General features: G+C 36.8%; 20 protein-coding genes. 12 read left to right on the forward strand and 8 right to left on the reverse strand.

Features of this window, described 5'->3' with window-relative positions; genetic code table 11:
* Positions 1–32: 32 nt before the first annotated feature.
* Positions 33–1652 (reverse strand): long-chain fatty acid--CoA ligase, encoded by a 1620-nt coding sequence (locus tag GMD78_RS10120; RefSeq protein WP_155668699.1) that lies wholly within the window; start codon positions 1650–1652, stop codon positions 33–35.
* 204 nt (positions 1653–1856) lie between these two features.
* Between GMD78_RS10120 and GMD78_RS10125 the strand changes: the two genes are divergently transcribed.
* The 5 genes from GMD78_RS10125 to GMD78_RS10145 all read left to right on the forward strand — a co-directional run bounded on the left by GMD78_RS10125 (position 1857) and on the right by GMD78_RS10145 (position 6709).
* On the forward strand, positions 1857–3206 hold the full coding sequence (locus GMD78_RS10125) for an MATE family efflux transporter (RefSeq protein ID WP_155668700.1): 1350 nt from the start codon (positions 1857–1859) through the stop codon (positions 3204–3206).
* Positions 3207–3400: 194 nt separating this feature from the next.
* Entirely contained in the window at positions 3401–4015 is a 615-nt protein-coding gene (locus tag GMD78_RS10130) for a lysozyme family protein (protein ID WP_155668701.1), read from the forward strand.
* A gap of 14 nt (positions 4016–4029) precedes the next feature.
* Positions 4030–5151, forward strand: a complete 1122-nt coding sequence (locus GMD78_RS10135; RefSeq protein ID WP_155668702.1) for a glycerate kinase — start codon at positions 4030–4032, stop codon at positions 5149–5151.
* Positions 5144–5521 carry a RidA family protein gene (locus tag GMD78_RS10140; RefSeq protein WP_155668703.1) on the forward strand — a complete coding sequence of 126 codons (378 nt, stop codon included), beginning with the start codon at positions 5144–5146 and terminating at the stop codon, positions 5519–5521. The genes GMD78_RS10135 and GMD78_RS10140 overlap by 8 nt, the downstream gene beginning before the upstream one ends.
* Positions 5522–5539: 18 nt before the next feature.
* Positions 5540–6709 carry an iron-containing alcohol dehydrogenase gene (locus GMD78_RS10145; RefSeq protein ID WP_155668704.1) on the forward strand — a complete coding sequence of 390 codons (1170 nt, stop codon included), beginning with the start codon at positions 5540–5542 and terminating at the stop codon, positions 6707–6709.
* Positions 6710–6871: 162 nt separating this feature from the next.
* Here GMD78_RS10145 and GMD78_RS10150 read toward each other — a convergent pair whose 3' ends face one another.
* The 6 genes from GMD78_RS10150 to nikC all read right to left on the reverse strand — a co-directional run bounded on the left by GMD78_RS10150 (position 6872) and on the right by nikC (position 12799).
* Positions 6872–7117 carry a YuzB family protein gene (locus tag GMD78_RS10150; protein ID WP_155668705.1) on the reverse strand — a complete coding sequence of 82 codons (246 nt, stop codon included), beginning with the start codon at positions 7115–7117 and terminating at the stop codon, positions 6872–6874.
* Between the two features lie 79 nt (positions 7118–7196).
* The gene (locus GMD78_RS10155) at positions 7197–8552 is read right to left on the reverse strand and encodes an MATE family efflux transporter (protein ID WP_155668706.1); all 1356 of its coding nucleotides are present in this window, start codon (positions 8550–8552) and stop codon (positions 7197–7199) included.
* Positions 8553–8864: 312 nt separating this feature from the next.
* A complete protein-coding gene (locus GMD78_RS10160; RefSeq protein ID WP_155668707.1) occupies positions 8865–9875 on the reverse strand; it encodes an ABC transporter ATP-binding protein in 1011 nt (336 codons plus the stop codon).
* Positions 9856–10890, reverse strand: a complete 1035-nt coding sequence (locus GMD78_RS10165; protein ID WP_155668708.1) for an ABC transporter ATP-binding protein — start codon at positions 10888–10890, stop codon at positions 9856–9858. Before GMD78_RS10165 ends, GMD78_RS10160 begins: the two co-directional genes overlap by 20 nt.
* 27 nt (positions 10891–10917) lie before the next feature.
* Positions 10918–11874, reverse strand: coding sequence for an ABC transporter permease (locus tag GMD78_RS10170; RefSeq protein ID WP_155668709.1), 957 nt, complete (start codon positions 11872–11874; stop codon positions 10918–10920).
* 16 nt (positions 11875–11890) lie between these two features.
* Entirely contained in the window at positions 11891–12799 is a 909-nt protein-coding gene (gene nikC / locus GMD78_RS10175; protein ID WP_155668710.1) for a nickel transporter permease, read from the reverse strand.
* Between the two features lie 180 nt (positions 12800–12979).
* Between nikC and GMD78_RS10180 the strand changes: the two genes are divergently transcribed.
* Positions 12980–14629, forward strand: a complete 1650-nt coding sequence (locus tag GMD78_RS10180; protein WP_155668711.1) for a glutathione ABC transporter substrate-binding protein — start codon at positions 12980–12982, stop codon at positions 14627–14629.
* A gap of 200 nt (positions 14630–14829) precedes the next feature.
* Here GMD78_RS10180 and GMD78_RS10185 read toward each other — a convergent pair whose 3' ends face one another.
* On the reverse strand, positions 14830–15990 hold the full coding sequence (locus GMD78_RS10185; RefSeq protein ID WP_425495052.1) for an MFS transporter: 1161 nt from the start codon (positions 15988–15990) through the stop codon (positions 14830–14832).
* 296 nt (positions 15991–16286) lie between these two features.
* Here GMD78_RS10185 and GMD78_RS10190 point away from each other — a divergent pair, with 296 nt between their 5' ends.
* The 6 genes from GMD78_RS10190 to opp4A all read left to right on the forward strand — a co-directional run bounded on the left by GMD78_RS10190 (position 16287) and on the right by opp4A (position 23643).
* Positions 16287–17201, forward strand: coding sequence for a DUF1002 domain-containing protein (locus GMD78_RS10190; protein ID WP_155668713.1), 915 nt, complete (start codon positions 16287–16289; stop codon positions 17199–17201).
* 604 nt (positions 17202–17805) lie between these two features.
* Positions 17806–18816, forward strand: coding sequence for an ABC transporter ATP-binding protein (locus tag GMD78_RS10195; protein ID WP_155668714.1), 1011 nt, complete (start codon positions 17806–17808; stop codon positions 18814–18816).
* On the forward strand, positions 18803–19735 hold the full coding sequence (locus tag GMD78_RS10200) for an ABC transporter ATP-binding protein (protein WP_155668715.1): 933 nt from the start codon (positions 18803–18805) through the stop codon (positions 19733–19735). Before GMD78_RS10195 ends, GMD78_RS10200 begins: the two co-directional genes overlap by 14 nt.
* A gap of 5 nt (positions 19736–19740) precedes the next feature.
* Positions 19741–20703: an oligopeptide ABC transporter permease gene (opp4B, locus tag GMD78_RS10205; RefSeq protein WP_155668716.1), complete on the forward strand. Its 963-nt coding sequence runs from the start codon at positions 19741–19743 to the stop codon at positions 20701–20703.
* Positions 20704–20728: 25 nt separating this feature from the next.
* The gene (locus tag GMD78_RS10210) at positions 20729–21622 is read left to right on the forward strand and encodes an ABC transporter permease (protein WP_155668717.1); all 894 of its coding nucleotides are present in this window, start codon (positions 20729–20731) and stop codon (positions 21620–21622) included.
* A gap of 200 nt (positions 21623–21822) precedes the next feature.
* Positions 21823–23643, forward strand: a complete 1821-nt coding sequence (opp4A, locus tag GMD78_RS10215) for an oligopeptide ABC transporter substrate-binding protein (RefSeq protein WP_155668718.1) — start codon at positions 21823–21825, stop codon at positions 23641–23643.
* The last annotated feature ends 857 nt before the right edge of the window (positions 23644–24500 follow it).

Here is a 24500-nt window from a genome sequence, read left to right on the forward strand (position 1 = left end):
GCTTCGGGATAGGTAGCTCGCTGATCGACTAACTAATCTTGTAAGCTATAATGAGCTTTCACTTGTTCTCTAAGTTGTCGCTTTAAAAATTTCCCTACCGATGTTTTGGGGATTTCTTCCATAAATAAAACATCATCAGGTAACCACCATTTGGCAAATTGCGGCCTTAAAAATTCTAGGATATCTTCTTTATTTACTTTATCTTTAAATTCCTCATGTAACACAACGCAAGCAATCGGTCTTTCTTGCCATTCTTCGTCAGGGATAGCGACAACACTAGCTTCAAAAATGGCTTCATGTGTCATGATAGCGTTTTCAATCTCTACCGAAGAAATCCACTCTCCACCACTTTTGATTAAATCCTTTGTCCGGTCAACTATTTGAATGGTGCCTTCTTCATCAACCGTTACCACATCACCAGTATGGAACCAACCATCCACAAATGCTTGTTCTGTACGTTCATCCTTATAATATTCACTCGCAATCCATGGCCCCCGAAGTAGTAGTTCTCCCATATCTTTTCCATTCCACTCAATTTCCCCGTTATCTCCTACCACTTTCATTTCTAGGCCAGGAACAAGTATTCCTTGTCGTGCTCGTTCTTTTAACTTTTCTTCGGCCGATAAATCTTGCTGGTAGCTTTTTAGTCTCGAAAGTGTAACAAGTGGTGTGGTTTCAGTAGCTCCATATGCATGGTAAAACGGTATTTTATGTTTTTCTTCAAAAGCCTTAATAAGTCCTAAAGGTGCTGCAGAGCCTCCGCAAAGTACAGCTCGTAAGCTAGACATGTCATAATCGCCTTGCTCAATCTCACGTAATAACCCAAGCCAAATTGTTGGAACGCCAGCTGTGATTGTGACTTTATATTTCTCAATAAACTCTGCAAGTCTTTTTGGGGTGAACCGTGGACCAGGCATAACTTGAGTAGTGCCAAACCATGTACACGCGAATGGTGTTCCCCATGCATTTACATGGAACTGTGGAACAACTGGCATGGATACATCTGATTCCGATATCGCTGCAGTGTCAGCTAGGCCAAGTGCGTAACTGTGTAATACAATGCCTCGATGGGAGTAAACCACACCCTTTGGATTTCCCGTTGTGGCAGAAGTATAGCACATTCCTGCAGGTTCATTTTCATCTATGTCGCTAATAAATTCATAGGTTGGATCTCCTGTGGTAAGTATTTCTTCGTAAGAATAAAGTGGTGTAAGATTGGACTCTGGGAGTTCAGCTTTATCGGTCATAACTACAAAAGCTTCTACAGTAGTAAGATGATCTTTGATCTTCTCGATGAGGGGAAGGATATCTTCATCAATAAATAAAACCTTATCTTCTGCGTGATTAATAATGTAAATAATATGCTCTGGCGATAAACGAATATTTATGGTGTGTAGAACTGCCCCCATACCTGGTGCGGCAAAATAAATTTCTAGATGTCGGTGGTGATTCCAGGCTAATGTACCAACTCGATCACCATTTTGTATTCCAAGCTCATGTAATACACTCATCAGTCGTCTTGTTCGTTGTCCAATTTCCCCGTAATTAACTCGGTGCAATTTGTCATGAGTTTGCGAGATGACTTCTTTCTTTGGGAAAAATTTTTCAGCATGCTCTAAGATGGATCCAACCGTTAATGGAACTTGCATCATAATACATACCATCTCCTTTAAAATAGAACTTGTTTATATAATATCATATTATTATAAGTATTTATAAAATTACAACAATATTTTTTGTCGGTGCCTGTCACTTGTCGAAATTCGACAAGTGACAGGCACCGACAATAGAGGAAATATGATTTAACAAGTGCTAAAATGGTAAGTAGATTTAAAAATGAAGGGTTTGCGTAATATATGAAAAAAATGCAACATGATTTTACCCAAGGTAATATTTTAAAGCAGCTAATGTTTTTCTCGGGACCTATTATGCTTACGAACTTATTGCAGACATCGTATCAATTTGCAGATAGTTTGTGGGTAGGTAATTTGCTAGGTGCAAATGCATTGGGTTCTGTAGCCATTTCAAGTGCCATTATTTTTACCGTACTGTCCTTTATTATTGGCTTGAATAATGCTGCTTTGACGATCCTATCACAACAAAAGGGACGCTCTAATGAAGATGGATTGCGTCGATATCTTAATGCATTTGTTGTAATTTTAGCAGGACTTTCTATTTTCCTTGGTTTAGTTGGTTTTATTTTTTCTGAGCAATTATTGAAATTATTAGGTACACCAGAAGGAATGATGACAAGCGCAAAAGCTTATTTACAAATTAACTTCCTCGGGATCTTGTTCTTATTTGGTTATAATTTTATCAGTACCGTACTACGTGCCTTAGGGGACAGTAAGACACCGATGCGTTTTGTAATGATAGCAGTAGCGCTAAATATTGTTTTAGATCCATTATTTATTGCCGGATTTAACCTCGGAATTGAGGGTGCGGCATTCGCGACAGTTGTATCACAGGGAAGCGCATTTGTATATGGATTGGTTTACGTCCTATATAAGAAGCTAGCTCCATTTATGTTTCCAAAGTTACCTTCTAAGCAAGAGGTAGTCTTAATACTCAATCTTGGTATTCCATCAGGACTACAAATGGCAGTTATCTCAGCTGGGTCTGCAGCAATAATGAGTGTTGTTACGACCTTTGGGGAAGACGTTGTTGCGGGATTTAGTGCAGCACAACGTCTTGATAGTTTATTAATGCTTCCAGCACATGCACTCGGTACAGCAGTAAACAGTATGGCAGGACAAAATATCGGAGTAAGAGATTGGAATCGAGTTAGTCGTATTGCTAAGTATGGAGTCCTTTATAACTTTGGGATTATGTTTGCAATTGGATTAGTAGTGGTGTTTTTCGCTCAATATGGTGTTCAATTATTTATCCAGGATCAAGAGGCTGTAGCTTTTGGTACGAAGTATTTACAAATTATAGCCCTATGTTATCCATTTTTAGGAATAAACTTTATTTTAAATGGAATTGTCCGTGCTTCTGGTGCAATGTATCAAGTGTTAGCACTTAATATTATTTCATTCTGGATACTTCGATTCCCATTAACTGCATTTTTCTCAAACTGGCTAGGGGATACAGGTATTGCTATCGGAATGGGAAGCAGTTTTATTATTAGTAGTATTTTTGCTTATATGTACTACCGATACGGGAAATGGCGTGAAAAGGAATTATTCACAAAAAAACGTTCTTAAGTTATTAACAGTTTGTGGATAGCTTGAGGATAAACTCAATATTTTGATTGGTGTAATAAAATTATCTACAAAATATTGTATAGTTCTACATGAATCTCTGTGGATAAATGGGGATAAGTCTGTGAATAATAATTTGTCATTTTAAAATCTTATCCTTATCCACATCCTATATAAAAATTAAAGGTTGAAGATATATGAAAAAAAGAACTAAAGTCGCTCTAAAGCAGTCAATTCTAGTAACTGTCTTTCTTATATCTATATTTGTTATTATTTCTTATCTATCCTATGAACCACCTAGTAAGGTAGAGGTAGACTATCCATCTATTAGTAGAGAAGTTCTTGATTATCAACCACTTGTGGAAAAGTATGCTAGAGAATATAGCGTATCTAACTATGTAGATGTACTATTAGCTATGATGATGCAAGAGTCTGGTGGGAGGGGGAATGACCCCATGCAATCTTCTGAAAGCTATTGTGGAGCTGTTGGGTGTATTGACGACCCAGAACTATCTATTAAACAAGGAGTCTATTATTTTTCTCAAACGTTAGATGCAGCAAATGGAGATTTAGAACTAGCGATTCAATCTTATAATTTTGGGAAAGGCTTCATCGATTATGTGTTGGAGCATTCGCAAAGTTATTCACAGGATATTGCCATTGACTTTTCTAAACATATGTACGAAAATGCTCCAGATCAATCAATTTATAGTTGTTTACGAGAAGAAGCGAAGCAATATAATGCTTGCTATGGTGATATTTACTATGTGAAATCCGTTATGACCTATAAAGAAGTAATATCTGCAAATTAGTGAGGTGTTTGGAAATGAAAATTGTTGTGGCACCAGATTCATTTAAAGGCAGCTTAACACAAGTAGAGGCGGCTTCCATTATAAAAAAAGCGGTTATGGAAGCCAATCCAAGTCATCAGGTGATCATGAAACCAATGGCAGATGGTGGCGAGGGTACCGTAGATGCGTTATTAAATGCTTCCTCCAAAAGTGAAAGGATCACCATCCAAGTTACAGGTCCATTGGGAGATAACGTTACTACTAGCATGGGGATTGTAAACAATGATATGGCAATTATAGAGGTTGCTTCCATCTCAGGTTTAACAATGGTTCCGAAAGAAAAGAGAGATCCATATCAAACAACAACCTATGGGATTGGTGAAGCAATATTAATCGCATTAAATCGTGGATTACGAAAGTTTGTTATTGGCCTTGGCGGGAGTGCGACAAATGATGGCGGGTTTGGAATGCTTCAAGCACTTGGCGCTCAATTCATGAATAAAGATGGAATTACAGTTGGTAAGTTTGGAAGAGATCTGCTTGATATGGAGCGAGTTGACTTTAGCTCCATTGACCCTCGTATAGCTCATTGTGACATCCAGATTGCTAGTGATGTGGATAATCCGCTGTGTGGAGAAAATGGAGCTAGTAACATATTTGGACCTCAAAAAGGTGCGACAAGTAAACAAGTGGAATTATTAGATCAAGCACTTATGAAATATAGCCAATTCATTCAAGAAGAAATTTCTCAATCTTTAGCATCCACTCCTGGTGCAGGAGCAGCGGGAGGGTTAGGGTTTGGATTTTTAGTGTTAGGTGGAAGGATTGTATCAGGTGCTAAACTAATTGGAGAAACGATAGAACTAAAACAAGCTATTTCCAATGCGGATTTGGTGATTACTGGAGAAGGGAAGAGTGACAAACAAACACTTTTTGGTAAAGCACCTGGTCAGGTAGCTGAGATAGCTAAAAAGTGCAATATACCGATTTGGCTTGTATCTGGAAGTGTCTCCGATGAAACGTTGTTAAGAAGTATTTTTTCAATTGTTCATTCTACAATGGATAAAGGACAAACCGTGGAACAAGCAATGAAGGATGCGGAAATGTTATTATATAAGAAGATTAAATATTTACTAGGAGTGAATACGAATGGTTAAAGAAATCCATACTGAAAACGCACCTGCAGCAATTGGTCCATATTCGCAAGCGATCCAAGCGGGTGACTTTATTTATATCTCTGGCCAAATAGGGATCAATCCACAAAACGGAGAAGTGGTTGAAGGTATTGAAGCTCAAACGAAACAGGTATTAGAAAACTTAAAATCCATTTTGGAGGAAGCTGGATCGAATTTTTCACAAGTAGTTAAATTCACCATTTATCTGAAATCAATGGACGACTTTACAGTGGTAAATGAAATTTACGGAAGCTATCTACAAGAGCCTTATCCAGCACGAGCAACAGTAGAAGTTAGCCGGTTACCAAAGAATGTTCTTGTGGAAATGGATGCAGTAGTTTATACACAATAACAAAGGAGTGCTTAGATGATGGATAACTTTACATATCATAATCCAACCAAATTAATATTTGGAAAAGGGCAATTGGAAGCAATACCGAATGAAGTTAAAAACTATGGAAAAAAAGTTCTGATTGTCTACGGCGGTGGAAGTATTAAACGTAATGGTATTTACGATAATGTGCTAGCTAAGTTAGCGGAAATAGATGCGGAAGTGTATGAACTTTCTGGAGTAGAACCGAATCCAAGAATTTCTACTGTTCGTAAAGGTGTAGAGATCTGTAAACAAGAAGGAATTGAGTTCATTCTAGCGATTGGTGGTGGAAGTACGATTGACTGCACCAAAGCAATTGCGGTAGGCGCAAAAACAAATGTCGATATGTGGGATGTAGTAACGAAAAAGGCACAGCCAGAAGGTGCGCTACCATTTGGAACTGTATTAACGCTTGCTGCCACTGGATCTGAAATGAATGCAGGATCAGTAATTACAAATTGGGAAACCAATGAAAAGCATGGCTGGGGATCACCATTTAGCTATCCGAAGTTTTCTATTTTAGATCCAACTCACACGTTTTCAGTGCCTAAGGACCAAACGATTTATGGAATTGTGGATATGATGTCTCATGTATTCGAGCATTATTTCCATCAAACAACAAATACTCCAATCCAGGATCGATTTTGTGAATCTTTATTACTAACAATTATGGAAACAGCACCAAAGTTACTGAGTGACCTAGAGAATTACGAATATCGTGAAACCATTATGCTTAGTGGGACACTTGCGTTAAATAATATGTTAAATATGGGCTACCGTGGCGATTGGGCATCCCATAATTTGGAGCATGCTGTATCAGCAGTACATGATATTCCACACGGTGGAGGATTAGCAATTATTTTCCCAAACTGGATGAAACATGTATTGGATGATCAAAATGTCGGTCGCTTTAAGCAATTAGCAACAAGAGTTTTCGGAGTGGATCCTGATGGGAAATCTGATCATGAAATAGCTATTGAAGGAATTGATGCATTACGTTCTTTCTGGAATAAGATAGGTGCACCTTCTCGATTAGCTGACTATGATATTGATGAAAGCAGTGTAGAATTTATGGCAGATAAAACAGTTGTAGCTCGCCCTGAATATGGTAACTTCAAGACGTTGTCGAAACAAGATTCGATAGAAATATTCAAAGCAAGTTTGTAATTTTTACACCAATCGTAATTTCCGACAGAATATTTCCTGGGAAATGGAATCTGTCGAAAAAGATTAGAAAACTTGGCTTTTGCCAAGCCTTTATTGCAAAAAGCCTTAGTTGCACTTATGCAGGATAGGAAAGTTTACACTTCATAAACAAAGAACTAGCCATTATTGATAAATGGCTAGTTCTTCTTTTATTGCAGCTCTAATTTTATCGAGACATTCTTCTGGTGTGGAACCAAAAACGCGTTTATTATTTACTAATGCATATGGCTTAACTCGACATAATCCGCAGAATGATAAGCAGTCACTTGTTAAGACGGCTACTTCTGGGAATTCTTCTTCGAGTATCTCCTCTATATTTAATGTAGTGATTGCATTTCCGTCACAAACCTCAACTACGACTATTCCCATAGCTATCACTTTCTTTCTATAAAATGGACTGTGTTAGTTTTAACATAACCACAAATCCAAATCAATAATCATGCTTATATTAAGCTTGGTCTTTTTCTTCAACAAAATTCATATCTACCCAGTAGCGTTTTTTCCATCTTCTTAGCATCAATGTACCTCGGATCCATTCATCGACAATAAATGAAATCCAAATACCAACTAGACCTAAGCCTAAGTAAATAGCAAAGAACCAAGCAAACGTAATTCCAATTCCCCACATAACAAGAATACCAATATAAACAGGGAATTTAACATCACCAGCCGCGCGAAGGGAACTGATCATGACTAAATTAAATGCACGACCTGGTTCAAGTGTAACGGTTAAAAGCAGTAAAAATGCTCCTTGTTCAATAATGGAAGCATTATCTGTGAAAAGTCCTAATAATGGTTTAGCGGCTATATATATAATACTAGCCATAACTAAGGAGATAATAATTGATATCCGTAAGCTTTTAATAGCACGCGTATAGGCATCCTCAATTTTCTTTGCACCAATCATATGTCCGATTAGTATCTGTGTACCTTGACCGATCGCAATCGAAAATAGAAAAATAAACATCATAATATTTTGCGTGTAAACCTTCGTCGTAATCGCTACGGTTCCCAGTTGGGCTACAAAATACGTAATGACCATTTGGCTAGCATTATAGGATAGCTGTTCACCAGCAGAAGGGATACCGATTTTTAACAAGCTTTTCACATGACGTTTTTGATATCGGAAAAAGCTCTTGAAATCCAATTCACCTTGGCTACGCTTAATAAGTAAGAATACTAGCACTATAAAACCGATAAAGCGACTGAATGCTGTGGCGTACGCAACACCGACTACCCCGAGTACAGGAAAGCCAAAAGGTCCAAAAATTACAAAGAAGTTACCAATAACGTTAAGAATATTCATTCCTATCGTTACCATCATTGTATCCTTTGTATATCCATAACTACGCAAAATTGCACCCGTTGTCATGATTAAAGCCTGAACAAATATTAGACCACCAACTATTTGCATATAGGAGGAAGCTTCGCCCATTAATTCCAAAGGAAGATCCATAAGGTTCAATATTGGTCTCGCCCAAATAAATAGCGCAGCGCTTAATAATAAGGAGAATACTAGATTCAAGCTGATAGACATAACAGCTACTTTACCAGCAATTTGATTGTTTTCAGCACCTAAATTTTGGGCGATCAGAATTGCTGCACCTTGGGCGACGAAACCAAACATAACAATAACAACCGATAAAATTTGGTTAGACACACCAACAGCAGCAACCGCATTATCGGAATATTGACTTAGCATCAATGTATCTGCATTCCCCATCAACATATGGAGTAGGATTTCTATAAAGATTGGCCATGTTAAGGCGAACAATGTTAAATTTTTCGTTTTATTTTCTGACATGTTGCATCCTTCTTTCATTACAATAGAAATAGTTTACATCTTTTTGATGGAAATAGAAAGATAAAGACATAGATTAAGGTGGTCTTTTAAAAAATGCGTTCTTTTAAGCAAAGAATCTTAAAGAGCAGTTCTTTTGTGCATTTTAATTAGGAAATGCACAAATTGAATTTAATGGATTTTCCCAACTGCACATTCTAAACCAATAGCAATATACTATGCGAAAAAATCCTAGACTAATCAAGAAATAAAATATTTTTTCAAAACAAAACTAGGGAATAGCTTTTAAAAGCTATTCCCTAGAAATGTAATATTCTATTGCTTAACTTGGTGTAAACCAGATTCAATTTCTTCTATATAATGGCATGCTGCTTGATGGCCATCCTTCATATAATCTGAAGTACGTAACTCCGGTGTTTCCGTTGCGCATCGTTCAGTAGCGAATGGACAACGGGTATGGAACCTGCAGCCTGTTGGTGGGTCAATTGGAGAAGGAACATCACCAGTTAAAATAATTCGTTCACGTTTTTGATCTGGATTAACACTTGGAATTGCAGATAATAATGATTTTGTATATGGATGCTGTGGATTACTAAATAGTGACTTTTTATCAGCAATTTCAACAATCTTACCTAAATACATAACAATAATTCGATCGGAGATATGTCGTACAACTCCTAAGTCATGAGAGATAAATAGATAAGTTAAATTGAACTCTCGTTGCAGCTTTTTCAATAGGTTAATAACCTGTGCTTGAATGGAAACATCTAGCGCTGAAACAGCTTCATCACAGATGATTATCTGAGGATCCACTGATAAGGCACGTGCTATTCCAATTCTTTGTCGTTGTCCACCACTAAATTCATGTGGGTATCGATCAATTTGGTGTTTTCCAAGTCCTACAGTTTCCATTAGTTCAATCACACGTTCATCTTGTTTTTCTTTTGGAACTGCATTTTGAATCGTCATCGCTTCTTTTAAAATTTGACGTACAGTCTGCCTAGGGTTAAGAGAAGCATATGGATCCTGGAAGATAACCTGCATATCTTTACGATTCTTACGCATTTGACGTTTGCTAAATGCTAATAAATCCTTACCATCGAATTCTACTTGACCGGATGTTGGTTCATCTAAACGTAGGATTGAACGTCCAGTTGTTGACTTTCCGCAACCAGATTCACCTACAATACTAACTGTTTCTCCTTCATAAATAGTAAACGATACACCGTCAACTGCCTTTACATGATTAACTGTTCGTCCGAAAACCCCACCTTTAATTGGGAAATGCTGTTTGAGATCGGTTACTTTAAGTAGTTCTTTCTGCATTTACTTCCACCTCCGGATTTCCGTCCCATTTATCTGAATAAATCCAGCAACGTACCTGATTTCCATTTTCATTCGTAACTAAGTTTGGTAATGTATTACAAATATCACTTGCATGTGCACAGCGTGGTGCAAAACGGCACCCAACTGGTAGTTCATCTGGGCTTGGAACTGCCCCTGGGATTACTGGAAGATCTCCTTCAATGTCACGATCATGTGGTGGAAGAGAGCTGAGTAATCCAACAGTATATGGATGCTGTGGGTTGTTGAAAATAGATTTAACATCTGCAAATTCAACGATTTTTCCACAATACATTACAGCTACATAGTCACATGTTTCAGCCACAACTCCAAGGTCATGGGTAATAAGTAAAACTGACATGTGTAATTTTTGCTGTAGATCTTTAATAAGCTCTAAGATCTGAGCTTGAATAGTCACATCTAATGCAGTTGTAGGTTCATCAGCAATTAATAATTCTGGATTACAAGCGAGTGCAATTGCAATCATTACGCGCTGTCTCATTCCACCAGATAATTCATGTGGGTACTGATCTATTCGCTTTTCCGGTGAAGGAATTCCTACAAGCTTTAACATTTCTAGAGAACGTTTGCGAGCAGAGGTTTTTCCCAAGCCTTCATGTATCTTAAATGCCTCATTTATCTGTTGACCTACAGTATAAGTTGGATTTAATGAAGTCATTGGTTCCTGAAAGATCATAGAAATTTCTTTTCCACGTATCTTCCGCATTTCTGTTTCTGATTTATCAAGTAAATTCTCACCCTTAAACTTGATTTCGCCACCAACAATTTTTCCTGGCTTATCAACTAGGCGAAGGATGGACAGAGAGGTAATACTCTTTCCAGATCCGGATTCTCCAACCACTCCGACAGTCTTCCCTTTAGGGATGGTAAAGGAAACCCCATCAACTGCTTTTACCTCAGATTCTTCCGTGAAGAATGTTGTTTGTAGGTTATTGATTTCAAGAATATTTTCTTCTGATTTATTTGTGTTGGGCATACCTTTTCACACCTTTCGTAGCTAAAATTAATTTAAGTCAATTCGTTTATTTAAATAGCGATACGTAATATCGACAAGTAAATTTACAAGTACGAATAATAATGCAGCAACTAAAACGGTTCCCTGAACGATAGGGAAGTCTCGGGCTTGGATTGCATCAATGACCAATTTCCCCATTCCGTTAATTGCAAATACAGTTTCTGTTAAAACAGTACCTCCAAGTAATGCACCGAATTGTAAACCGACAACAGTTACTACAGGAATTAAGGCATTCTTAAGTGCGTGACGGTAAACAACAACACGTTCTTTTGCACCTTTTGCTCTAGCGGTTCGTATATAATCCTGATCAATTACTTCCAACATACTTGATCGGGTCATACGGGCAATAATGGCTGCCCCACCAGTACCTAATGTGATAACTGGCAATACAATCTGCTCGAAGCTGCCCCAACCAGAAGGCTTGAACCAAGCTGTGTTTTCTATAAATGGAATCCAACTTGGGACATCCATTCCTATTGCAAACCACTGAATTAACATAAGACCAAGCCAAAAGTTTGGCATGGATAAACCGAACAGAGCAACGATCATTAACGTGACATCACTAAATGAATACTGCCTAGTTGCGGATACAATTCCGGCAATTAAACCTAGGAATATACTAAGGATCATACTATAAAAGGCAAGTTCAACGGTTACCCAAAAGCGGACTCCGATTTCATTGGTTACATCACGTCCAGTACGAACGGAATTTCCCAAATCACCTTGCAAAACACCAGATATATAATTCCAATATTGAACAGGATAGGGGTCATTCAAACCTAACCGTTCTCGAATATTTTCAACTTGTTCCTTTGGTGCACTTTCACCGGCCATAATTTGAGCTGGGTCACCTGGAATCAGGTGCATCAAACTAAATACGAGAAGTGTAACACCTATTAAAACAGGGATTGTTTGTAAGATACGTCGTAATACATAAGTAAACATTTTTTTGCACCCCTCTCTATTTTTTCATTTTTGGATCAAGTGCATCTCTTAATCCATCACCTAGAATATTAAACGCTAGCACGACTAAAACAATTGCAATACCTGGGAAAAACGCTACATGTGGAGCACTATATAAATAATTTCGTCCTTCACTTAACATAGCCCCCCATTCTGGAGTAGGTGGCTTTGCACCCAATCCTAAGAAGGAAAGTCCTGCGGCTGTAAGTACAGCAGTTGCTATACTTAACGTAGCTTGTACGATTAAAGGTGAAGTGACATTTGGTAATATATGTTTAAATATAATTCGTATATCACTTGCACCTAATGCTTTAATCGCATCAACATACTCCAGCTTCTTGACAGCAAGCGTAGATCCTCGAACGATCCTTGCAAAAACAGGGATGGAGAAAATTGCTACGGCGATAATTACATTTCGTAAACTACCACCTAATACACTTACGATAGCTAAGGCTAATAGAATACCTGGAAATGCGAGCAAAACATCCATACATCTCATTAAGAAAGAATCAGTACGTCCACCATAATATCCGGATACTATTCCTATTAATACTCCAAAAGTAGCTCCCAATATAACGGAGAAAAATCCTACATATAATGTAATAGACATTCCGTGAATAATACGTGTGAAAATATCTCTTCCATGATGATCAGTACCAAACCAATGTTCAGCAGATGGTGGTTGGAGCTTGTTCACTACATCTGGTGTATCTGGATCATGTGGAGTAAGAAATGGACCCAATATAGCCACTATAATAAAAAATAGAATTAGGAAACCGCCGATCATTGCGGCTTTATTTTTTCTTAACTTCTTATAAAAGTTTTTAAAATTTTCCATCCATAGATTACTAGGTTTTTTTGGTTGTGGTGGTGTAGTGGCTGGTTGTTGGATAGCTGGTTCACTCATAGTAGTAACACCCTTTCTAGTTTAGTAGTTAATAGTTTGCTAAATTGCATAATTACTAATTATTATATCATTCACCTTATTTATTACAATATGAATTAATAAAATTATCTTGTAATTCTAATTTCAATCCGTTATATTAATATATATGCTTAACAAATTGAAATTGGGGGTAGATAGCGTATGAAAATATCAAAAAATTCTTTTATCTTCTTAGTGATGGCATTATTGTTAACTCTTGTAATCGCAGCTTGTGCTAGTGAGCCTGAGGAAACAGGTTCAACAACAGACGATAATGACACGGAAGAAACTGGCGAAACTAACGAAGATGAAACAACAGAAGAAGGAGAGAGCAGTGCTGGTGGAAACGATTTAGTTATCGCAAATTCGTCTGATGCTGTTTCACTAGATCCAGCGGGGTCAAACGATGTTCCATCTAGTAATGTTGCCGCAAATATCTATGAATCTTTAGTACAACAAGACCAAAACATGGAACTTCAACCTAGTCTAGCAGAAAGCTGGGAAGCTGTTGAAGATAATGTATGGGAGTTCAAACTTCGTGAAGGAGTAAAATTCCATGATGGATCAGACTTTAATGCAGATGTAGTTAAAGCAAACATCGAGCGTGTACTTGATCCAGATGTTGCTTCACCACGTGCATTTTTATATTCAATGGTTACAGATATTGAAGTAGTAGATGATTATACAGTCCGTTTTACAACGGAATTTCCATTCTCTGCACTTCCTGCACATTTAGCTCATAATGGTGGGGCGATGGTTTCTTTAGAGCAAATCGAAGCTGACTATGCAGCGATGGAAGCTGGTGAAGATCCGGGTAGTGTGATTAATGAGAACCCTGTTGGTACAGGTTTCTTCAAATTTGATGAGTGGGTGCCAGGTCAACATGTACGTCTAGTACGTAATGATGATTATTGGGGAGAGCCTGCAAAGCTTGATTCTGTAACATTTAAAGTAGTAGATGAAGACTTAACTCGTGTAGCTGAGTTAAGAACTGGTGATTCTCATATTTCTGACCCACTAAGTCCTTCTGATGTGGCAGAAATTGAAAATACAGATGGATTATCTGTAGCGACTCAAGCAAGTGTAAGTTTATCTTATATTGGATTTAATATGGATAAAGAGCCATTTGATGATCCAAAAGTACGTCAAGCATTAAATATGGCTATTGATAAGAGCCAAATTATTGATGGTATCTATGATGGTATTGGAATTCCAGCTATTGGACCATTAGCTCCAGATGTATTTGGATATGATGATTCTGTATCTGGTTTAGAATACGATCCTGAACGAGCGAAGGAATTATTAGCTGAAGCTGGTTATGAAGATGGATTCTCTACTACACTTTGGACTAATGATAACCGCGAACGTATGGACGTAGCGACAAACGTTCAAGCGCAACTAAAAGAATTTGGTATCGATGTTGAAGTAGAGGTTGTAGAGTGGGGTGCTTACTTAGAGCAAACTGCTAACGGTGAACATGATATGTTCATTCTAGGATGGTCTACTGTAACTGGTGATGCGGACTACGGTCTATATGCATTATTCCATTCTGATAATGTTGGTGATCCAGGTAACCGTACATTTACAAAAGACGAAGATCTTGATGCTATTTTAGATGCAGCACGTCAAGAATCTGATCCTGATGAAAGATTAGCATTGTATAAAGAAGCGCAAGAATTACTTACTGATATTGCGCCAATGCTTTACATCCATCACCAAGAATACTTATTGGGTGTAAGTGATAAGGTTAAAGGACTAACTCAAGATCCAACAGGTATTTTACAATTACAAGACGTTACAATTGAAGAGTAATTAATAAAGGCTGACCTTAGCGGGTCAGCCTTTTTAAATTATAACGTGCACACTAGAATTAAAATAAGCACACCAACCACGGGTGTGAACGCACCAAAGCAAAAATAATCGCACTACTCAAGTCGTGAAAGCGCCAAAGCAAAAATAATCGCACGAAAACTAAAACAAACGCCCCATATAAAATGGAGGCGTTAATATATTTATGAAGAAAGTGAATGACTTCGTTGTTTACTGCCAGCGAACTCATGTTTATACCAAGCAACCAGCATGATGACCCCTGATAATACTAATAAACCACTAGTTACAAAGAATACTGCTGAAAATCCGTAAAAGCCGGCTAACATTCCACCCAATGCTGGACCAATTATATTACCGAGGAACCGTAAACTTGTATTGTAGCCAAGTACTTCACCTTGCATAGAAAGCGGTGCTTCTTGTCGGATATAGGCTATGCGAAGAGGAATAATTCCTCCGATAGAAACTCCGAGCAAGAAACGAAGAATAACTAGTTGCCAGATGTTGGTTACAAATGCTCCAGGGAAATAAACGATCCCAGCCATAAATAATAGGATAATTAATATTTTAATATACCCTACACGGTCACCTAGCTTACCCCAATTTCGAGTCATTAATAGATTTCCTAAGCCTGCAGCTGAAAAGGCCATTCCTGAGAAGAAGGCAATGCTTGCAGGACCATGAATCTCCTCGACATATAATGAAAGAATTGGTTGAATACTAAAGTGTGCAACTTGAACAAGAGTTGATACAAGCATAACTACGAGTAAGACGGGGTGTTTTACGATATGCATAATAACTTCTCTTCTAGAATATGCTTTATGGTCCTTATCATCTGCATACTCCATCCGTTTTTCTTTAACTCCTAGTGCAACGATTATAGCTGAAATAAAGATTGTAATGGATACCCATTTAAATGTTGTAGCAAAACCAAAAGCATCCGCTAAAGCTCCACCAAGTAATGGGCCCATAAGCGAACCTGTAATACTACCAGTTTGTAAGGAACCTAGTACTCTACCAGCGACACTTTGCGGTGTTTGGGTAGAGATTAATGCCTGTGACATAGGAATGAAACCAGTAAACATCCCCATAAATAATCGTAATATGAAAAGTTGCCATACATTTGTGGCAAACCCCATTAAAAATACAGATAAGCCTAATCCGATAGCGAAAAAGATTAATAGTTTTTTTCTACCGTATTTATCTCCTACACGTCCCCAAATTGGTGAAAAGATAAATGCAGCTACAAAGGTAATTCCGAAGATCCATCCAGACCAACTTTGTACATATGAATCTGAGAAATTACCAAATGAGTCAATGAACAAAGAGATAAATGGTAAAACCATGGTTACACTTCCGGCAATAAAAAAGTTAGCAAACCACATGATTGCTAAATTACGTTTAATATTTAAGTCTTCACTACTGATGGAAATGCCCTTCTTTCTTAAAATTATTTCGGTACTCTAAATATATATCATTTTAAACATGAAAGAAAGTCATTTGCACATGAAATATATGGTTAAAGATGTTCAAAAAGGGAATAAAGCATTATAATAGAAGCATAGCTAAAATTTTTTCATTATTATATTTATTAATCTTGCATAGATTGATATTAGTAATTTGAAAAGGAGTAATAAACAATATGAAACAATTTTTGAAAATATCATTGATTGCAGTCTTGGTTTTAGGGTTAGTTGCAGGAATAAAATCACCTGTTTTAGCAGATGAGTCAAATAGCATCAATGAAAAATTGGGTGTCCCAATTGTTGTTTATGGTGACAACTTAACTGATGAACAGAAGGCAGAAACGAGAGAGTTATTGGAAGTTACCGACCCAGAGATGGTTGATGAACATACCGTTACTGGAGAAGACTTAGCCAGATATATTAATGGTAATCCAAATGCAAGAATGTTTTCCTCCGCGAAGATAACAATGGAGGAAGAAGGAGAAGGTCTTACCATTAACATCATAACTCCTGATCATATTACTGAGGTAACGAGTGAAATGTATGCCAATGCTTTACTAACGGCTGGTGTTGAAAACGCAACAGTTGATGTGGCATCTCCTGTTACAGTAAGTGGTCATTCAGCTTTAACAGGTATTTATAAAGCTTATGATGTAGAAGGCGTAGAATTAGATAAAGAACGAATGGAATTAGCTAATGAGGAATTAGGTCTAGCAACAGATCTTGCTGAAAAAGAAGGAATGAATAAGGAAAAGGTCAGTGAATTATTAGCTGAAATTAAACAAGCAATTGCAGAACAAAACCCTGCAAATGTAGAAGATATTGAACGAATTGTACAGGAACAATTAGATAAGATGGAAATATCATTAAGTGAGGAAGATCGTCAGCTGCTTATTAATTTATTCGATAAAATGCGCGATTTAAACATCGACTTTGATCAGGTAAAGAACCAGCTGAGTGATATAGCTTCTAAAGTGCAAGAGCAATTAGGTGACATTATTAATGATGAAGGATTCTGGGAAAAAGTAGGAGACTTCTTTAGTGAATTCTTCCAAATGTTAAGTGATTTCTTTAAAGGATTATTTAATTAAAATAATTGTTCTCAAGCAAAGCCCTTTTATATAGAGGGCTTTTTTTGTTTTGGCAAATGAGGCTGGGGAAAAGTATTTTAGTCAAGGAAAATTCGAACTATGATTCAATATGAATTAGGTTGGATGTGGTTTTTGTATTCTTTGTTTAAAACATTTAAATGAAAGCTAGGAAATACCATTTTAAAAATTAAAAAAGTTTATTCTTTTAGCAAAAAACAGTTATTTAACGACGGGGAAAATTACGAAAATTTAGTTATCGTTGCAAAAACGTTCTATGTGTATGATTTTGATTTATTTTTTAAATAAATAATTATTTCTATGGAAGTCCTCAGAAACCGTTATTTTATGAGGGTTAGAAGAGGGATTAAATCCGACATTTTTCGACTTTTTTCTTATAAAATATATAAATTTTGAAAAAATGGGGTGCATTTTTACTAGATAGGTAGTATAATGTTCATCATGCAGATAAATTTAATAACGCTAAATTATCAGAATAATTTAAACAATAATAATAACAAAAGAATTTATCAATAATAAGAGAAGGTAAACCCTAAAGAAGGTTGATATACCTTTTTCGCATTAAAATGTATAGGGGGAGAATGGAATGTCTGAAAAGCTTTTGGAAATAAAAAATCTAAAAACATCATTTCGTATAAAAGATGATTACTTTGCAGCTGTGGATGATTTATCCCTATCTGTAAACAAAAATGAAGTACTTGCCGTAGTGGGTGAGTCAGGTTGTGGAAAGAGTGCCTTGGCATTTTCTGTAATGGGACTTCATACACGTGCGAAAATTGATGGAAATATAATGTTTAAAGACCGTGATATTGCACATATGTCACCTTCTGAATTAAATAAGTTGCGTGGTAAAGAAATGGGCATGATCTTCCAGGATCCATTAACATCACTAAACCCACTAATGGAGGTTGGTGAGCAAATTGGAGAAACTCTATTCTTACACAATAAAGCCCTTTCAAAAGAAAAACGCAAGGAAAAAATTATTGATTTATTAAATAAGGTTGGTATTCCCCGCCCTGAAACAGTATTTAATCAATTCCCACACGAATTGTCTGGTGGTATGAGACAACGTGTGATGATCGCAATGGCAATAGCGAACGAGCCTGAATTACTTATTGCCGATGAGCCAACAACGGCATTGGATGTAACCATTCAATCACAAATTTTAGAACTAATAAATGAACTTAAAGATGATATGGACGCTGGTATTATCCTTATTACACATGATTTGGGCGTTGTTGCTGAAATGGCTGATCGTGTAGCTGTTATGTATGCTGGTCAAATCGTGGAAATTGCAGATGTACACACCTTATTTGAAAATCCAAAGCATCCATATACCCGTTCATTGTTGAATTCTGTTCCTAATGCAAATGAAGCACAGGACAAGCTTCATGTAATACAAGGAATTGTACCTGCATTACAAAACCTGCCTCGTGAAGGTTGTCGTTTTAAAGCTAGAATTCCATGGATTGAGGATTCTGCTCATGAAGAGCATCCAGAGCTACATGAAATTTCACCTGGACATTTTGTACGTTGTACATGCTATAAAGATTTCGATTTCCCTGAAAGTGAGGAGGAGAAACATGGCGTTTCTTGATGTAGAAAATTTAAAAGTTCATTTCCCAATAAAGGGTGGTATTTTTGGACGTACGGTTGACCATGTAAGAGCAGTTGATGGTGTTTCCCTTTCTTTGGAAAAAGGTACAACGTATGGCCTTGTAGGGGAGTCTGGATCTGGAAAAACAACTACTGGAAGAGCAATTATCGGATTAAATAACATTACTTCTGGTAAAGTCACTTTCGAAGGAAAAGACATCACGAACTTACGCCGAGCACGTGCAGATTTTCGTAAAGATGTACAAATGATATTCCAGGATCCATATTCATCCTTAAACCCGAAAAAACGAGTAATAGATATAGTTGCTGAACCACTTCGTAACTATGAAAATCTTTCAAAAAAAGAAGAAAGAAAACGAGTTCAGGAATTAATGGAATTAGTTGGTTTGAGTCCTGAAAGTATTTTGAAATATCCACATGAATTCTCTGGTGGACAACGTCAACGTATTGGTATTGCAAGAGCAATTGCTTTAAAACCAAAACTAATTATTGCCGATGAGCCAGTATCTGCATTAGATGTATCTGTTCAAGCGCAAGTATTGAACTTTATGCAAGATATTCAAAAAGAACTGGATTTAACGTATTTGTTTATTGGCCATGATTTAGGGGTTATAAAGCATATGTGTGACAAAATCGGAATTATGTATAAAGGTCGTTATGTAGAAGAAGGTACTGCATCAGATATCTTTGATGATCCACAACACATTTATACAAAACGTTTAGTTGCTGCAATTCCTGATATTGATCCGAAGAAACGTGACGAACAACGCCAGTTCCGTCAAGAAGTAAAAGCAGAATATGAGCAATCCTATAACGATTACTTTGATGACGAAGGTTTAGCCTATCCGTTACAGTCTATATCGGATACACATAAAGTGGCTTTACCTGAGAAAGGTTGATAGATATGTGGAAATTTACTATACGTAGAATTCTAATAATGATTCCTCAAATAATATTATTAAGTGTTTTAATCTTTGCATTAGCGAAAATGATGCCAGGTGATGCATTGTCAGGTATGGTTGATCCAAATGTAGACCCTGAACGACTTGAAGAAATTAGAGACAAACTTGGTTGGAACGATCCATGGCATGTGCAATATGCGGATTGGGTTGGTGGTCTTGTTCAAGGAGACTTGGGACAATCGTTCCGTTTTAAAATGCCAGTAACTGAATTAGTAGGTGAACGAATTGTAAATACTTTTTGGTTATCTATAGCGACATTATTCTTTACGTACCTTATTGCAATTCCGCTTGGGATTACAAGTGGTCGCTATAATGATACATGGTTAGATCAATCAATTACTAGTTATACGTATATTGGTTTTGCTACCCCGTTATTTATTTTCGCATTAGTTATGCTTTGGGTATTTGGATTTATGCTAGGTTGGTTCCCTACAAGTGGTAGTGTATCTCCAGGACTTCAACCAGGAACGTTCGAATATGTGATGAGTAAAATTACGCATTTGATTTTACCTGCTATATCTATGGCGTTGATTACGACGGTATCAACCGTACAATATTTACGTAGTGAAATTATAGATACAAAACAAAAAGATTTCATCTTAACCGCTCGTGCAAAAGGAGCGTCTGAAACAAGAGTTTACAATCGCCATATTTTAAGAAATTCACTTTTACCAATTGCGGCATTTCTAGGTTTTGAGATTACAGGATTAATCGGAGGAACAGTCTTTATTGAAACAATCTTCGGTTATCCAGGTATGGGCTTACTATTCTTTGAATCGATTCAATTGCGTGATTACAGTGTTGTAACTGCTGTTGTTCTATTATTTGGTATAGCTTCTATCCTTGGAGCATTACTATCAGATATTATCCTTAGTCTCGTAGATCCGCGTATCCGTATTAAATAAATTGGTAAACAGTGAGGTGAAAAAAATGGAAAATAAAAACGAGATAGAACAAGTAGAAAAAAGTCCATCTGGTTTTTCGATCATATGGCGTGAAATAGTACGTGATAAACTTGCGCTTGTGTCATTAATATTTCTTATACTAATAACAGTATTTGTATATGGTGTTTCGATCATCCTGGACCAGGATGAAATCGTAACCGTTGATTTATTCTCTATTCATGAGCCACCAGGTGAAGAGTTTTGGTTAGGTACGGATTATGGTGGTCGTGATATCTTTGGACAGTTAATTATTGGTACACGAAATTCCCTATCCATTGGGATTCTTGTAACATTAATGACTGGAATTATTGGTGTGGTATTCGGTTTGGTCTCTGGATATTTTGGTGGCCATATTGATAACATCATGATGCGTATATTGGATTTCTTCCTTATCTTACCATTCTTAATGATCGTAATCGTATTCGTAGCAATTGTTCCGAAATACAGTATTTGGACATTCTCGTTGATTATGACAGCATTTCTGTGGATGGGGATAGCCCGTCTAATAAGGTCGAAAGCATTACAGGAAAAAGAGTTGGATTATGTCCAAGCATCAAAAACACTTGGGTCTTCTAACTTTAAGATAATGTTTACGCAAGTGTTACCGAATATTACTTCATTAATTATAGTAACAATGACCTTAAACCTTGCTGCAAATATTGGTTTAGAGTCAGGTCTATCGTTCTTAGGGTTCGGTTTCCCAGAAAGTACTCCAAGTTTAGGTACTTTACTAAGTTATGCAAGAAATCCACAGACATTGGAATATAGATGGTGGATTTGGGTACCGGCATCCGTCTTAATCTTATTATTAATGCTTTCTATCCGAAATGTTGGAGAAGCGTTAAAACGTGCAACTGATGCAAGGCAACGTAGAGGCTAAATAATGGGGGAAGTCCCCCATTAGCCTTTTCATTTAAACATTATTGACAGAATTTTCGGCAGTGTCTAACAGCGCCAAAGAATAATCTTAATGAATAAGTTACTTACATCTAATAGATGTTAAGTATATATGTTGGCCACGGTTCAACAACAGTCGGCCAACAAAAATAAAAACTTGAATCAAAAAGGGAGGACAACAGGATGACAAAAACAAGTTTACAAAAACTGCTTTTTGCAATCATGCTTGTTATGCTACTAGCGCTTGCAGCGTGTGGTGGTGACGATAATGAGTCGGGTGATACTGATTCTGATAATGACTCTACAACTGAAGAGTCTGAGGCTAATGAAGACGGCCTGTTTTCAATCGATGACTTCAGCAATATTAAATCAAATGAAGGTGAAGCGATTGAAGGTGGATCATTCACTTATGGTCTAGTATCTGATACTGCATTTGAAGGTACTTTAAACTGGAACTTCTATTCTGGTAACCCTGATGCAGAAGTAATTACTTGGTTTGATGAAGCACTATTAACATGGGATGAAAACTATGTATATACAAATGATGGTGCTGCAACTTATGAAGCAGATGGTAACACATTTACATTTACTATTAGAGATAATGTAAACTGGCACGATGGTGAGCCTGTAACAGCTGAAGATTGGTTATTTGCTCATGAAGTAATTGGACACCCTGATTATGATGGTCCACGTTACGGAACAGACTTTACAAATATTGAAGGTATGGAAGAATATCATGCTGGTGAAGCTGATACAATTTCTGGTATCGAAGTAGTAGATGAAAAAACGTTAAAAATCACTTACAAAGAAGTTACACCTTCTCTTGTAACTGGTTCTATCTGGACTTACCCATTAGCAAAACATATCTTTGAAGATATTCCTGTAGCAGATATGTCTTCTTCTGATGCAGTACGTAAAAACCCAATTGGTTTTGGTCCATTTAAAGTAGAAACTATTGTTCCAGGTGAGTCTGTGACTTATACAAAGAATGAAGACTACTGGCGTGGAGAGCCGAAACTTGATAGCGTTACGTTAAAAGTAATTAACCCAACTGTTGTAGTTAACGAACTAGAGACAGGTGGAGTAGATACAGTAAGTTCATTCCCAGTTGACCAATATCCGGATAATTCGGATCTGTCAAACGTGGAATTCTTAGGTAACGTTGACCGTGCCTTCACTTACATGGGCTTTAAATTAGGTAAATGGGACGGAGATGCTGGTAAAGTAGTTCCAGATCCAAATGCAAAAATGGCAAACAAAAACTTACGTCAAGCAATGTGGCATGCTGTAGATAATAGTGCAGTTGCTGATAATTTCTACCATGGATTACGTTGGAATGCAACAACATTAATCCCGCCATCACATCCAGAATTTCATGACGAATCAAATCCTGGTCGTGAATATGATGTAGATAAAGCTAATGAGCTTCTAGATGAAGCTGGTTATGTTGATACGAATGATGATGGTTTCCGTGAAGATCCAGATGGCGAAGAGTTAGTAATTAACTTTGCTTCTATGTCTGGTGGAGATACTGCAGAACCAATAGCACAATACTATATCCAATCTTGGGAAAATGTTGGATTAAAAGTTGAGCTTGTAGATGGTCGTCTAATGGAGTTCAATACTTTCTATGATCGTGTTGAAGCTGATGATCCAGAAATCGATATCTATCAAGGTGCTTGGGGTGTAGGTATTGATATTGACCCTAGAGGACTTTGGGGAGAAACTGCAGCTTACAACTACACTCGTTGGACAAGCGAAGAAAACGAGAGTCTATTAGCTGATGGTGTATCTGAAGAAGCATTTGAGGTTGAATATCGTCAGGAAGTATATAAAGAATGGCAAGAACTAATGGTTGAAGAAGTTCCTGCATTCCCTACATTATACCGTTCTGTAGTAGTACCAGTTAACAATCGTGTGCATAACTATGCAATCGGTGATGGTACTGGAATCTATCTACACGAACTTGCTGTAACTCAAGAAGAACCAATTGTTGCAGAATAATTTTTTTAAAAAAAGTCCCGGTTGGGGCTTTTTTTTTTAGCAGATAAGATTTTATTCAGTTGTAGAACAGCCATGTCCAGCTCTAACGCTAAGTCCTAATTGAAAAAACACAAAATAAAGATGAACCCGCAAAACGGATGATCGAGATGTTGTAGCTATATATGAAATACGGAATGATTGACAAGATGTGCTGAATAAATCTTGAAAATGCTGAATTAACCGCTTGAAATACTGAATTATTCTCGGAAATGCTGAATAATCAAAGATAATACTGAATCTAGAGAATGACGAGTAAGTGCAGATCCAGCCCGTACCTCTCTTCCCAGGAGTGCTTGCTTTCTGTTCTGTTATTAAAAGAACATGACATTAGTTAATGAAAAGTTTATTACTTCGAACTAATTCTAAGGAACTAGATTTTTAATCCCTTAATCGACAAAACCCCTATTATTTCTACAAAAATCTACATTTATTATTAAAACTACCCAAATGTATAAATATATATAAATTTGGTATTTGCGACATGAAAAAAGCGTTGTTTTGCTAATTGGGCTTAGACTTACACTATTGCATATACTGTTAATTTTGAAAAAATTAATAATAAATTGTTAAAAACCTCTTGTCTAAAATCAGAAAATAATATATACTTTAAAAAATTGAACCTATTGTTACAAAAATATTACGTTAATATTAATAATGCAATAGTAGGTTATATTATTTTTAACACTAAATTTTTTGAAAATTATAAATTAATAGGCATAAATAAGGGCAGATCACTAACAAATCAAACAACAAGACACACCTGCTCATTAAGTTGTGCTAATTTTAAAATAAAACAAAAATTATGTTAACTATAAAAA

Source organism: Ornithinibacillus caprae, from assembly GCF_009728145.1.
GTDB lineage: Bacteria > Bacillota > Bacilli > Bacillales > Amphibacillaceae > Ornithinibacillus > Ornithinibacillus caprae.

What these genes read in the sequence shown, in the direction of transcription:
- GMD78_RS10120 (WP_155668699.1), bottom strand. Translation starts at nt 1,652, where the DNA reads ATGATGCAAGTTCCATTAACGGTTGGATCCATCTTAGAGCATGCTGAA.
- GMD78_RS10170 (WP_155668709.1), bottom strand. Translation starts at nt 11,874, where the DNA reads ATGTTTACTTATGTATTACGACGTATCTTACAAACAATCCCTGTTTTA.
- GMD78_RS10185 (WP_425495052.1), bottom strand. Translation starts at nt 15,990, where the DNA reads ATGGTTTTACCATTTATCTCTTTGTTCATTGACTCATTTGGTAATTTC.
- GMD78_RS10180 (WP_155668711.1), top strand. Translation starts at nt 12,980, where the DNA reads ATGAAAATATCAAAAAATTCTTTTATCTTCTTAGTGATGGCATTATTG.
- GMD78_RS10130 (WP_155668701.1), top strand. Translation starts at nt 3,401, where the DNA reads ATGAAAAAAAGAACTAAAGTCGCTCTAAAGCAGTCAATTCTAGTAACT.
- GMD78_RS10145 (WP_155668704.1), top strand. Translation starts at nt 5,540, where the DNA reads ATGGATAACTTTACATATCATAATCCAACCAAATTAATATTTGGAAAA.
- GMD78_RS10135 (WP_155668702.1), top strand. Translation starts at nt 4,030, where the DNA reads ATGAAAATTGTTGTGGCACCAGATTCATTTAAAGGCAGCTTAACACAA.
- GMD78_RS10190 (WP_155668713.1), top strand. Translation starts at nt 16,287, where the DNA reads ATGAAACAATTTTTGAAAATATCATTGATTGCAGTCTTGGTTTTAGGG.
- opp4B (WP_155668716.1), top strand. Translation starts at nt 19,741, where the DNA reads ATGTGGAAATTTACTATACGTAGAATTCTAATAATGATTCCTCAAATA.
- nikC (WP_155668710.1), bottom strand. Translation starts at nt 12,799, where the DNA reads ATGAGTGAACCAGCTATCCAACAACCAGCCACTACACCACCACAACCA.
- opp4A (WP_155668718.1), top strand. Translation starts at nt 21,823, where the DNA reads ATGACAAAAACAAGTTTACAAAAACTGCTTTTTGCAATCATGCTTGTT.
- GMD78_RS10165 (WP_155668708.1), bottom strand. Translation starts at nt 10,890, where the DNA reads ATGCCCAACACAAATAAATCAGAAGAAAATATTCTTGAAATCAATAAC.
- GMD78_RS10160 (WP_155668707.1), bottom strand. Translation starts at nt 9,875, where the DNA reads ATGCAGAAAGAACTACTTAAAGTAACCGATCTCAAACAGCATTTCCCA.
- GMD78_RS10125 (WP_155668700.1), top strand. Translation starts at nt 1,857, where the DNA reads ATGAAAAAAATGCAACATGATTTTACCCAAGGTAATATTTTAAAGCAG.
- GMD78_RS10150 (WP_155668705.1), bottom strand. Translation starts at nt 7,117, where the DNA reads ATGGGAATAGTCGTAGTTGAGGTTTGTGACGGAAATGCAATCACTACA.
- GMD78_RS10200 (WP_155668715.1), top strand. Translation starts at nt 18,803, where the DNA reads ATGGCGTTTCTTGATGTAGAAAATTTAAAAGTTCATTTCCCAATAAAG.
- GMD78_RS10140 (WP_155668703.1), top strand. Translation starts at nt 5,144, where the DNA reads ATGGTTAAAGAAATCCATACTGAAAACGCACCTGCAGCAATTGGTCCA.
- GMD78_RS10210 (WP_155668717.1), top strand. Translation starts at nt 20,729, where the DNA reads ATGGAAAATAAAAACGAGATAGAACAAGTAGAAAAAAGTCCATCTGGT.
- GMD78_RS10195 (WP_155668714.1), top strand. Translation starts at nt 17,806, where the DNA reads ATGTCTGAAAAGCTTTTGGAAATAAAAAATCTAAAAACATCATTTCGT.
- GMD78_RS10155 (WP_155668706.1), bottom strand. Translation starts at nt 8,552, where the DNA reads ATGTCAGAAAATAAAACGAAAAATTTAACATTGTTCGCCTTAACATGG.